The following is a 12845-nucleotide window of genomic DNA, read 5'->3' as shown; positions in this document are numbered from 1 at the left end:
ACGAGAAATGCCGCGCGAGAGAACTCAGAATAGGGCATGGTGCTCTTGCTCTCCTTGTGGCTTGCTGCCTGCCGCGGGCCGAAATTGAAGCCGCTGATTAGCGACTTCATCGGGCTGAATACGCATACCGTCCAAATGCGGCCGGAGCTTTATGCGCCGGTGACGAAGCGGCTTAGGGACTACCATCCGGTGGAATGGGATCTCGGGCCGGACACTTCGCAGGGGACAACCTTTCCGTCGACTAGAAACGGTGTGAACTGGAATGAGTTGTACGGCAAGTGGATCGCGGCTGGATATGGGATCGATGCGTCTTTGCAGTTCGAGTCGATCGCACCGGAGAAGTGGAAGGACGTGAAGCGGGATGCGTTCGAGTACGGGCGGGCATTCGCCCGCGCCTTCGGACCGTCGAGCTCTCATCCCTTAGTCAGCAGCGCGGAGATCGGAAACGAGCCGGAGAAGTACACCGACGCTCAATACCGCACGATGTTCGAGAGCATGGCTCGCGGCTTGCGGGCTGGTGATCCCAAGATGCTGATCGCCTCGTGCGCGGTCGCGAAAGGTAAGGAGGACCGGTACTCCAAGGATTACGAGAACCTAAGGGGCCTGAACGACCTATGCGACGTGCTGAACGTCCACTCCTACGCGTTCAAAGAGCAGTGGCCGACATGGCGGCGCAGCTACCCGGAAGATCCTTCCATCCGGTACCTGAAGCAGGTGCAGGAAGTGATCGACTGGCGCAATGCGAATGCCCCGGGGAAGAAAGTTTGGGTCACCGAGTTCGGTTGGGACGCCTCGACCAAGCCGGCGCCCTCGACTGGCGACTTCAGCAAATGGGTCGGCTCGACCGACACGCAGCAGGCCCAGTACCTCGTCCGCTCCTTCCTCGTGTTCGCGGCGATGGACGTCGATCGGGCGTACATCTTCTGGTTCAACGACGACGACGTGCCCCAACTCCACGGCTCGTCCGGCCTCACTCGCGGCTTTAAGCCGAAACCGTCGTTCTACGCGATTGCCCACCTTCAAAAGGCGCTGGGCGACTACCGGTTCTCGCGACCCCTATTTCAGCGGGAGGGGCAGGCGTATGCCTACGAATTCCGGTCAGATAAGAATGCGAACGACCGTATCGTCGCCGTCTGGTCCCCGACCGGTGCGGAGAGACAAGCGACGGTGACTCTTCCCAAACTGGGAAAGGTGGTCCGTGCCGAAAGGATGCCGCTCTCTCAGTCGCCGGCGGAGTCAGTCCCGTTCACGGTTGCCAAGGACGGATCGGTAACCGTGAGCATCGGCGAGTCGCCCGTGTACCTGTGGATCCAGCCTTAGTGGCGGCGCATGGAGGGAGGGGGGAGATGCGTGGGTCACGCAAAAGCGCGAAGACGCAAAGAGGAAGGGGAGAGAAGGGGAGACGGGCCTGATCACGCAAAGGCGCGAAGAGGGAGCGGACCTTTATATTTTCCTTATGCGCTTCTCAGCCACGAATGTGCCACTCTGACTGCGGATGCGCCGTGAGCGACCGGATCCCGATGTTTTGTTGCGCATCGCTCAGCGAGAAATGACCGAGCGCACGAGGGGGCGGCTCAAGATCTTTTTGGGCATGTCCGCCGGTGTCGGCAAGACGTACGCGATGCTCAGCGAGGCGCACGAGCAGATCGCGCGAGGGATCGATCTCGTCGTCGGCTATGCGGAAACGCACGGTCGGAAAGAGACCGAGGCGCTCCTCGTGGGGCTTCCATCGTTGCCACTTCGGGAAGTCGAGCACCGCGGCATTCTTCTCAAGGAATTCGATATCGACGAGGCGCTTCGGCGGCGACCGCGCTTGCTGGTCGTGGACGAGCTGCCCCATACCAATGCTCCGGGATCGCGCCACCTTAAGCGTTATCAAGACGTGGAGGAGTTGTTAGCGGCTGGGATCGACGTGCACACTGCGATCAACATTCAGCACGTGGAGAGCCTTCGCGACGTCGTGGCGAGCATGACCGGAGTGTTCGTCCAGGAAACCGTTCCCGACACGTTTATCGATGCCGCGGACGAAATCGAGCTGGTCGATATTCCCCCGGACGAGCTAAGACAGCGGGTGCAAGAAGGGAAGGTGTACGTGCCCGCCCAAACCGAGCGGGCCCTGGAGGGGTTCTTCTGCCGGGGAAACTTGCTGGCGCTCCGGGAGCTTGCGCTACGAAGGGCGGCGGACCGGGTGGACGCCGAAATTCAATCCTTCCGCCGGGCGGATGCTTCCCCCGGGTCGATGGGATCCCGCCAGCGTATCCTCGTCTGCGTCGCCCCGAACCGGCTGGGTGAGCGGGTGATCCGGGCCGCCGCGAGGTATGGCACGGCGATGCACGCTCAAGTCCTAGCTATCTCGGTGATCAGCGATCGTCAGACCAATCGCTCCGACGAAGATCGGGATCGGGCAGAGCGAGCGATGCGCCTCGCCGAGGCCTTGGGGATGGAAACGCTGAGTCGCAGCGGCCACGACATCGTCGCCGAGATCCTAACGGTCGCGCGTCAACGCGGAGCCGGCTTGATCATCGTTGGCAAGCCGATCCGTTCTCGGTGGCATGAGCTTGTTCGCGGTTCGGTGGTCGACGACCTGGTGCGCCGGAGCGGGGACATCGACGTCCATGTGATCACGGGAGAATCGGAGACACCGAGCGAAAGGCCGACGCCGATTCAGGTGGCGGACGCCAGGCCGGAGGAGTATGCCGCCAGCGTGCTGGCGGTGGCGGCGACCACCGCACTCTGCTTCCTTTTGAGCCCCTGGGTGCACCTGTCGAACCTGATCATGCTGTATCTGCTCGCGGTGGGGCTGGTTTCGACCCGGGTCGGCCGGGGTCCTTCGCTGCTGTCCGCTATTTTGAGCGTCGCCGCGTTCGACTTCTTCTTTGTGAGCCCGCGCTACACGTTCGCGGTAAGCGACGTAGAGTTTCTTCCCACGTTCGTGGTCATGTTCGCGGTGTCGGTAATCCTGAGCGGCCTCAACAGCCGGTTTCGCCGCCAAGCGGCCGACGCGGCGTCGAGGGAAAGGCGTACTTCCGCCCTTTACGAAGTGAGCCGCGACATGGCCGCGAGTCGGACCAAGCAGGAGATCGCGGAAGCGGCGGCGCGCCGAATCGGCGACGAGTTCGATACGGATGTTGCCGTGCTGCTACCGGATGCCCGTTCGATGCTGACGGTGGTGGTTCCGTCCGTGACCAGCTTTGAAGCGGACGACTCGGAAATGGCGGTCGCCCAGTGGGCGTTCGAACACGGAAAACCGGCGGGCGCCGGGACCGACACCCTGCCGGGGTCGGCGGCGATGTACCTACCGCTTCGCGCCTCCCGGGGCTCGGTGGGGGCGCTGGCACTCTCTCCGAGATCTAAATCGGAGGCTCTGACACTGGCCCAGCGAACCCTGCTCGAGACGTTCGCGACCGGCTTGGCGGTAGCCCTGGAGAGGACTCTGCTCGCCAAAGAGTCGCACGAGGCGCGGCTGCAAGCCGAGTCGGAAAAGATGCGGAACGCCTTGCTGAGCTCGATCTCGCACGATCTACGGACGCCGCTGACCGCGATTGCGGGGGCGGCCAGCGCCATGCGGGAGCGGGGAGGGGCCGAGCAGGAGTTGGCGGAAACCATCTATGAGGAGTCGATGCGGCTGAACTTGCAGGTTCAGAATCTGCTCGACATGACGCGTCTCAACTCGGGGGAGATCCGTCCCAACGTTGAATGGCAGTCCCTGGAGGAGCTTATTGCCGCGGCCTTGGACCGGACCCGCGTCGTTCTCAGCGACCGTCCAGTGGAAATCCACATTCCGAGCGACCTCCCGCTACTAGAGCTGGACGGCGCTCTGATGGAGAAAGTCTTCGCCAACCTCTTCGAAAACGCCGCCGTCCACGCCCAGGGCAACTCGCCGATCGAAGTCTCGGCATGGGCGGGTGATGAGACGGTGTATGTCGAAGTATCCGATCGAGGACCGGGGATACCCGTCGGATCCGAGGCAACGATCTTTGAGCGGTTCCAGCGCCCCAAACGGGACGGCGACGGGGGGCGTTTCGGACTTGGCCTGGCGATTTGCCGCGCCATCGTCCGGTTGCACGGGGGCCGCATCTGGGCCAAGAATCGCACGGGGGGAGGGTCCACGTTCGTGATCGAGCTTCCCAAGCCGGACCGGGCGCCGGAGGTTCCGGTTGGCTGAGCCACGCCGTGTCTTGGTAATCGACGACGAAGCCGCGATTCGGCGATTTTTGCGGGCGAGCCTCGATCCCGGCGAATACACGCTTACCGAGGCTGCCGACGGGCGAAACGGCATTCGCGCCATCGCCACGGAAAACCCGGAGGTCGTCCTTCTGGACCTCGGGTTGCCGGATATGGATGGCCTCGACGTCACCCGCGAGGTGCGCCAGTGGAGCGAGCTTCCCATCATCGTCCTCTCCGCCCGTGGCCAGGAGCGGGATAAAGTGGCCGCCCTCGACGCGGGCGCGGACGACTACCTTACCAAGCCTTTCGGGGTCCCCGAGCTCCTCGCCCGAATCCGCGTGGCGTTGCGCCACACGGGGAAGAGCGCCGCTCCGGAGCCGGTGATCGAAGCCCACGGTGTCCGCATCGACCTCGCCGCCCGGCAGGTTTTCCGAGGGAGCGAGGAGATCCATCTCACTCCGATCGAGTTCAAGCTTCTCGCTACTCTCGCTCGGAATCCCGGCCGAGTGGTGACCCACCGCCAGCTCCTCACCGAAGTCTGGGGTCCGGCCTACGCCGAAGAATCGCAATACCTCCGCGTCTACACCGGCCAGCTCCGCCATAAACTCGAAGCGTCCCCCGCCCGCCCCAAACTGATCACCAACGAACCCGGCGTCGGCTACCGATTAAGGATCGACGAGTAGAAACGTGGCACGGGCTTCCAGCCCGTGGGTCCCAAGGGCATCCTGCCCTTGGCGGAATTACACGAGCAGGATGCTCGTGATACACACGGGCTGGAAGCCCGTGCCACGGCTTCCTTATTTAATCCTTACGCCCATCCCCATTCCCCTAACGCCTCCTTGATTCCTCCAAATCGCACCATCGAGGTTAGTGATGTTGGACACCACTTTCTTGGCGTTCGCGGCGGCGGGGGTTGGCTACTTCGTTCTTTGGCTAATCGGATGCCGGCTACCGGGCACGAGCCGGAGAAGCTTTCGCGGTTGGATATTTAGCTGCGACGATCCCACTTGGCGGCATGACCGCCGAGTTGAGCCATTAGCGAGGGAATAAATCCATGCTCGACCTTCTTTACCTCGGAATTACGATCGCCTTTTTCGCCATCTCCGTCGCGTACGTACGCGGATGCGACCGCCTATTAGGGGCCAACAAAGATGAGTGACTACGTCTGGACGGGGGCGGTATCTCTGCTGCTCCTCATCTACCTGCTCTACGCCCTATTGAAGCCGGAGAAGTTCTGAAATGACCATTTTGGGCACGCTGCAGGTTCTTGTTTTCTTTGCGATGATCGTCCTCGTCACGAAGCCGCTCGGCATTTACATGCAGAAGGTTTTCGATGGCGAGCGGACATTCTTGTCGTCCATCTTCGGGCCACTCGAAAGGCATTGGTATCGCCTGCTCGGCGTCCGTCCGGAAGACGACATGAAGTGGACGACCTACGCAGTCGCCATGCTGCTGTTCAGCGCGGTCTCTATCCTCTTCACCTATGCGGCGCTTCGCTTGCAGGGGTTCGCCCCGGCGATCCTCAATCCGCAGAAATTCGATGGCGCTCAGATGCCGCCGCACCTGGCATTCAATACGGCGAACAGTTTCGGTACGAACACCAACTGGCAATCTTACAGCCCGGAAGTCACCGTCAACTATTGGTCGAACATGGTGGCGCTCGCCATCCATAACTGGGCCTCGGCGGCGGTGGGAATGGCGATCGCGATTGCGCTCGTTCGCGGCTTTGCTCGGAAAAGCGCCAACGGAATTGGCAATTTCTGGGCTGACACGGTCCGAGCGACCTTGTACGTGCTCTTGCCGATCTGCGTAGTCGCCGGGGTGGTGATGATCGGACTCGGCACGCCGCAAAACTTTGCAGCGCCGATGGCCATTAAGACCGTAGAAGGGACGGCGCAGACGATCGCGATGGGCCCCGTCGCCTCGCAAGAGGTCATCAAGATGCTGGGTACGAACGGAGGAGGCTTCTTCAACGCTAACTCCGCCCATCCTTTCGAGAATCCGAGTAACGCGTCAAACCTGCTTCAAATCCTACTGATCTTTTGCATCCCGGCCGCTCTGACGTACACCTTCGGCCGCATGGTAGGGAATGTCAAGCAGGGGTGGGCGGTGTTCGGCGCAATGTCCGTGCTGTTCCTGGCGGGCGCGTTCGCCTGCATTTCGGCCGAGCAAGGGGGGACCGACCACCTGCGAGCCGCTCATATCCAGACCGGTGCCACTGCCACTCAGCCGGGTGGGAACATGGAAGGAAAGGAGGTCCGCTATGGCATCAGCGCTTCCGCGCTCTTCGCTACCGTCACCACCGACGCGAGCTGCGGCGCCGTGAATTCGATGCACGACTCCTACACCCCGTTGGGTGGGATGGTGCCGATCTTCAACATGATGTCCGGCGAGGTCATTTTCGGCGGCGTCGGCGCGGGGCTCTACGGAATGTTGATGTTCGCTGTCATCGCGGTGTTCATCGCCGGTCTCATGGTGGGAAGAACCCCCGAGTATCTCGGAAAGAAGATCGGCAAGTTCGAAGTGCAAATGGCCATGCTCGCCACCCTCGTCCTCGCCGGAAACCTCCTTCTTTGGACGGCGATCAGCGCCAACTCGAACTATGCGACGACCACCGATCCTGCGGCCAAAGACCGGTACGTCTCCGTGTCCGTCGACCCCAAGAAGCCGGCGGATCTAGCGAAGCTGCCGGCCGTCGCTAACTGGAACGCTTGGCCGGCAACGGCCTACGGCAACGCAACCGACACCTACTATGGATCGACCCGGAACAACTTGAACAACTCCGGTTCACACGGCTTCAGCGAGATTCTCTACACCTACGCTTCCGCGACCGGCAACAACGGCTCGGCGTTCGCGGGAATCACGGCGAACACGCCGCACTACAACACGACGATCGGCATCGCCTTGCTCGTCGGCCGATTCTTGATGATCGTTCCGCTGTTGGCTATTGCGGGAAGCATGGCGCGGAAGAAGACGGTGCCGATGTCGGCCGGAACCTTCCCCACCGATGGAGGAACCTTTGTAGCCCTGCTCGTGGGTGTGGTCGTGATCGTCAACGTTCTCAGCTACTTCCCGGCGCTCTCCCTGGGGCCGATCGTTGAGCACTTCCAGATGAAGGAGATGAAGACTCAGTGAAATATTACTTAAGCGTCCATTATGGATCTCGGACGTTCAACATTGGTGACTTTTCGTCGACCGGATACACGGGAGACTTTTCGCCAGCATTTTGCGACCACCTTCGAGCTTGTCCTTATCCACATCTTCGGTCCTCGTGTCCGGTTCGGCAGGATCTAGATCGGCAACCTTCCGCAAGATGGGATAAGGGTTTGGCCAGCGAGAACCCTCCCCCGCCAAGGCGGGGGAGGGCAGGGGAGGGGGTGGACGATTCCTGCCACAAGTCCGTTGAATACAAGGTGTTTATTCAAAGGACTGGGACGTGTTGAGCGCTCCCCCACCCTGCCCTCCCCCTCAGGTGCGAGGGAGAGGGTTCCACTGAGCGAAACCTCTGTTCCCGAATCCGGCAGGTGGCCACTAGGGCCAAGCACTTTGGACCCAGGTGTCTGGAGCGGCAAAGTTCGTCATGACGTGACAGGTACCAGGCGCAGGATGGAGGTTCGTGCCTTGATCCAAGACGTGGGTAAGGGCAAGCGCCTCGGAGGTCGGGTTAAGGTGGCGGCTCCTTACCCCGGGTCTGCTGACGCGGGTCAAATTTCTGCGACCTCTCCGAGGTCGGAAGGAGGCGGCTTAACCGATCGAAGGGCCTTGCGAGCCCACACGGCGATTTCACGTCTGGGGCAGGTGAATCCCTTCCGCCCGATTGGAGCTAATAAATGGCTACTCTTCTAACCCCCCAAGCCGGCTCCTCGCCGGCTCCAAGTCCGGAAACTAATCGGCCTAAGAACGGGCCGCGCAGCCTCTTTGACCCAACCATCCTGCGCCGAGCGGTGAAAGAATCGTTCTTCAAGCTCGATCCGCGGCTGGTTGCGAAGAACCCGGTGATGTTTGTCGTCGAGGTCGGCAGCGTCGTTACGACTTACTTCTTTATCCGGGACCTCGTCACCCACACCGGGAACGCGGGGTTTTCGGGGCAGATCTCGGTTTGGCTCTGGTTCACGGTGCTGTTCGCCAACTTTGCCGAGGCAATGGCGGAAGGGCGGGGGAAGGCGCAGGCCGACTCGCTCCGAAAAGCCCGTACCAACACGATGGCGCGCAAGCTGAGTGGAAGTCGCGAAGAGCTGGTCCCGGCGCCCAATCTGAGGCGCGGCGACCTGTTTGTCTGCGAAACGAACGACCAAATTCCGGCCGACGGCGAGATCGTGGAGGGGATCGCTTCGGTCGACGAATCTGCAATTACTGGAGAGTCGGCGCCGGTCATTCGGGAATCGGGCGGAGATCGAAGCGCCGTAACTGGCGGCACGCGCGTACTTTCCGATCGAATCGTCGTCCGGGTCACCGCCAACCCTGGCGAGTCGTTCCTCGACCGGATGATCGCTCTCGTGGAAGGGGCCCAGCGCCAGAAGACGCCGAACGAGATCGCCCTGTCGATCCTCTTGGCGGGCCTGACCATCGTCTTCCTCTTCGCCACCGTCACTCTTCTACCTTTCGCGCACTTCTCGGTTGACCAGGCGGGCCAAGGATCGGTACCCACGATTACCGTCATGGTCGCCCTCCTCGTGTGCCTAATCCCGACCACGATCGGCGGATTGTTGAGCGCGATCGGCATCGCCGGCATGGACCGGGTGATGCAACACAACGTGCTTGCGATGAGCGGCAAGGCGGTCGAGGCGGCGGGAGACGTCAACACGCTCTTGCTCGATAAGACTGGCACCATCACCATCGGCAACCGGCAGGCGACCGCCTTCTTCCCCGCGCCAGGAGTGACGGACGCCGAGCTTGCGGATGCGGCCCAACTCTCGTCGCTGGCCGACGAAACTCCGGAGGGGCGCTCCATCGTCGTTCTGGCCAAGGAGCGGCACAACATCCGCGAGCGGCACGCCGAAGGGATGGAGTTCGTTCCGTTCACCGCCCAGACCCGAATGTCGGGCGTGAACGTGGGCGGGCGCGAGGTACGAAAAGGGGCAGCCGAATCCGTGAAGAGGTTCGCCATCGAGACGGGCGGTTCGATGCCGGATGCGGTGCAGGCGAAAGTGGACGAGGTTGCCAAGGGAGGCGGAACCCCGCTCGTGGTGGCCGACGGCGCTCGCATTCTCGGTGTGGTTCAGCTCAAGGACATCGTTAAGGGTGGGATGAAGCAGCGGTTCGATCAGCTTCGATCGATGGGGATCAAGACGGTGATGATCACGGGGGACAACCCTCTCACGGCCGCCTCCATCGCTGCGGAAGCCGGGGTTGACGATTTCCTCGCCGAAGCGACCCCCGAGCAGAAGCTCGCGTACATCCGGCAGGAACAAGCGGGCGGGCGCCTCGTAGCGATGACCGGGGACGGGACCAACGATGCTCCCGCGCTCGCCCAGGCCGACGTCGGAGTGGCGATGAACACCGGCACGCAGGCGGCCAAAGAGGCGGGAAACATGGTCGATCTCGACTCCAACCCGACAAAGCTGATCGAGGTCGTGGAGATCGGCAAGCAGCTCCTGATGACTCGAGGATCGCTCACCACGTTCTCGATCGCGAACGATGTGGCGAAGTACTTCGCGATCATTCCCGCGATGTTCATCGTGACTTACCCTCAGTTGAAGGCGCTCAACATCATCGGCCTCTCGAACCCACAGAGCGCGATCCTGGCGGCGGTGATTTTCAATGCCCTGATCATCGTCGCGCTGATCCCGCTCGCTCTGCGAGGCGTGAAGTACACCCCCGCGAATGCCGCGCAAATTCTTCGCCGCAACCTACTGATTTACGGCTTGGGCGGAATCGTCGTCCCGTTCCCTGGAATCTGGATCATCGACCGGATCCTTGTGGCCCTCCACCTTGCCTAAGGCACCAACTCAGATGAATCATCTTCGACCCGTAATCGTATTGACCTTCTTGTTCGTGGTTTTCACGGGCCTTGGGTTCCCGCTCTTGATGTACGGGATCGGCCAAGTTCCGGGGCTCAGGGACAAGGCGGACGGCAGCCTGATCGTCCGGAACGGCCAAGTCGTCGGCTCAACGTTAATCGGCCAGAACTTCACGAAGCCGGAATATTTCCACCCCCGCCCCTCGGCGGCCGGTAGCGGCTACGATGCCAACAACTCGTCCGGAACCAACCTGGGACCGACGAGCGACAAGCTCGTGAACGGCATCCACAAAAAGACGGCGGACGGTAAGGACGACCCCGGAAATTTCGACGGGATCAAGGATCTGGCGAAGGCGTATCGGGAAGAGAACGGACTTCCGGTAGATGCCGAGATCCCGGCCGACGCGGCAACCCGGAGCGCCAGCGGCCTCGACCCCCACATCAGCCCCGCGAACGCCTACCTCCAGGCGGCCCGAGTGGCGAAATCGAGAAAGATGCAAGTGGAAGAGGTCCGCCGCCTGGTCGACGAGAACACGGATTCGCGCTTCCTCGGCTTTTTTGGCGAACCGGCGGTGAACGTGCTCAAGCTAAACCTGGCGCTGGATGGGAAGCAATCCTTATGAAATCCTTACGCTAACGCCAATCGGGAGCATTCATCCTTTCTATAGCGCGCTCGAACGGCGGACCGACGACGTTCCGTAAGTGTCGATGCCGCGCATGTTATGAGCGAACCTCGCCCGTCAGTTCGACAGCGCTTGCGCCGCGCCCTCCTCGGGGCGCCGATTCCAAATTCTCGAGCCCATCACGAGCGGCTATCGCCGTTCCTGGGCCTGCCGGTCTTCAGCTCCGATGCGCTCAGCTCAGTGGCGTACGCCACCGAGGCGATCATGCTGATCCTGATCTACCTATCGACGTCCGCGCTGCATCTGCAGATCTGGATCTCGTTGGCGATCGTGGCGCTGATCGCGTTCGTCAGCATGTCGTACCGGCAGACGATCCACGCCTATCCTAGCGGGGGCGGTTCGTACATCGTCGCTTCCGAAAACCTTGGCGCCGGCCCGGGCCTCGTCGCGGCGGCGGCGTTGCTGATCGACTACATCCTGACGGTTGCCGTCTCGGTCGCCGCCGGGGTGGCGGCGATTTTGTCGGCGTTCCCGACCATCCGGCAGCACGTACCGGACGCCACGGTAACGCTATCGATCCTGTGCATCGCGATCGTCGCCTTCGCCAACCTGCGCGGGTTGAAGGAGTCGGGAACGCTGTTTGCGATCCCCACCTACGGGTTCGTGCTCGCGATGGCGGCTGTGATCGTGGCCGGCGCGTGGGCACTCGGTCACACACCCGTGATCCCGTTTCATGTCGAGAGCGACCTCATCGGTAAAGAAGCGAATGCGATGCGGTGGTTCATCGTCCTCCGTGCCTTCTCGGCTGGATGCGCCGCCCTTACCGGTATCGAGGCGGTGAGCAATGGCGTCCAGGCGTTCAAGGCGCCGGAGAGCAAGAATGCCGCGAAGACTCTCACGATCATGTCGTGCCTCCTCGCGTTCCTGTTCCTCGGGCTCGGTTACGTCGCCCTCCACCTCCCGGAACATTACGCTCACTTCTCGATCCACGAGAGCAACAGCCCCAAGTACCTCACCCTGACGGCCCAGGTGGCGGCCTTTGCCTTCGGCCAAAACAGCGTCGGGTTCTACACGCTCCTGATCTTCGTGGCGCTCATCCTGATTCTCGCCGCGAATACCGCCTTTGCGGACTTTCCGCGGCTGGCGAGCCTCATTGCCCGTGACGGTTACCTTCCGCGGTACCTCGCAAGACTGGGGGACAAGCTCGTCTTCCACAACGGCATCGTCGTCCTGGCTATCGCGGCGGCGGCCCTGGTGGTGGTGTTCAACGGTCAGCTCGACAGCTTGCTGCCGCTTTACGCGGTCGGGGTCTTTACGGCGTTCACCTTGTCTCAGGTGGGCATGGTGGTGCACTGGCATAAGGAGAGGCGGCCGGGCTGGCTCCGGAGTGCAGTGATCAACGGAATCGGTGCGACGCTCTGCTTCGTGGTGACCGTCATCATCGGTTTCACCAAGTTCCTCGAGGGGGCTTGGATCGTGGTGGTGCTGATTCCGATGATCTACGTCACCTTTATCGCCATCAACCGCCGCTACGCCTCGATCACCCGCCAGCTCGCCGTCTCGGAGCCGCCGCCGGATGTGACGGGGCATATCGCGCTGTTGTTAGTGCCGAGAGTCCACCGGGGAGTCTTGTCGGCGCTGCAGTACGCGCGGCAAATGAAAGGGGAGATCCGCGCGGTGCACGTGCCGATCAACGAAAAAGGAATCTTCGAAGTGCAGCGACAGTGGGCGATCTACGCTCCGGATGTTGCGCTGGAGGTACTGCCCGCCCCGTACCGATCCTTGATCCAGCCGCTCACCGACTTCGTCGACGACCTGCGCGCCAAGAATCCGAACATGCTCATCACCGTGATCGTGGCGGAAGCGGTAAGCACCAAGTGGTACCAGCGCCTCCTCGCCGAGAACGTCGCCCAGCAGCTCAAAGTAGCCATGGCCCGCCGCCCCGGAGTCATCGTCGCCAACCCCCGGTATTTTCTTTCATAGGGAGGCGGATGGAGCGCGGACGTCCCGTCCGCCACCCGGACCCCGGGCGTCCCGCCCGTCGCCAACCAATCTTTTCCTGAGTTTCTTAGGAGGAAGCAAAGCGGACCGGACCG

The 12845-nt window shown here is 61.9% G+C and carries 8 protein-coding genes; all 8 read left to right on the top strand.

Going from position 1 to position 12845, the window contains the following annotated elements:
• Nucleotides 1–36: 36 nt before the first annotated feature.
• On the top strand, nucleotides 37–1320 hold the full coding sequence (locus OP10G_RS03685) for a hypothetical protein (RefSeq protein ID WP_025227230.1): 1284 nt from the start codon (nucleotides 37–39) through the stop codon (nucleotides 1318–1320).
• Nucleotides 1321–1495: 175 nt separating this feature from the next.
• A complete protein-coding gene (locus OP10G_RS03680; RefSeq protein WP_025227231.1) occupies nucleotides 1496–4165 on the top strand; it encodes a sensor histidine kinase in 2670 nt (889 codons plus the stop codon).
• On the top strand, nucleotides 4158–4850 hold the full coding sequence (locus OP10G_RS03675) for a response regulator (protein ID WP_025227232.1): 693 nt from the start codon (nucleotides 4158–4160) through the stop codon (nucleotides 4848–4850). The genes OP10G_RS03680 and OP10G_RS03675 overlap by 8 nt, the downstream gene beginning before the upstream one ends.
• A 468-nt stretch (nucleotides 4851–5318) precedes the next feature.
• The gene (gene kdpF, locus OP10G_RS27775) at nucleotides 5319–5405 is read left to right on the top strand and encodes a K(+)-transporting ATPase subunit F (RefSeq protein ID WP_084178793.1); all 87 of its coding nucleotides are present in this window, start codon (nucleotides 5319–5321) and stop codon (nucleotides 5403–5405) included.
• A gap of 1 nt (nucleotide 5406) precedes the next feature.
• Nucleotides 5407–7302, top strand: coding sequence for a potassium-transporting ATPase subunit KdpA (gene kdpA, locus OP10G_RS03670; RefSeq protein ID WP_025227233.1), 1896 nt, complete (start codon nucleotides 5407–5409; stop codon nucleotides 7300–7302).
• Nucleotides 7303–7997: 695 nt separating this feature from the next.
• Nucleotides 7998–10106, top strand: a complete 2109-nt coding sequence (kdpB, locus tag OP10G_RS03665; protein ID WP_025227234.1) for a potassium-transporting ATPase subunit KdpB — start codon at nucleotides 7998–8000, stop codon at nucleotides 10104–10106.
• A 13-nt stretch (nucleotides 10107–10119) separates the two neighbouring features.
• Entirely contained in the window at nucleotides 10120–10749 is a 630-nt protein-coding gene (gene kdpC, locus OP10G_RS03660; protein WP_025227235.1) for a K(+)-transporting ATPase subunit C, read from the top strand.
• Between the two features lie 99 nt (nucleotides 10750–10848).
• The gene (locus OP10G_RS03655) at nucleotides 10849–12732 is read left to right on the top strand and encodes an APC family permease (RefSeq protein ID WP_038472464.1); all 1884 of its coding nucleotides are present in this window, start codon (nucleotides 10849–10851) and stop codon (nucleotides 12730–12732) included.
• Nucleotides 12733–12845: the final 113 nt, after the last annotated feature.

Origin of the sequence: Fimbriimonas ginsengisoli Gsoil 348 (genome assembly GCF_000724625.1) — a bacterium.
Taxonomy (GTDB): domain Bacteria; phylum Armatimonadota; class Fimbriimonadia; order Fimbriimonadales; family Fimbriimonadaceae; genus Fimbriimonas; species Fimbriimonas ginsengisoli.
This window is presented reverse-complemented; position numbering and strand designations above follow the sequence as displayed.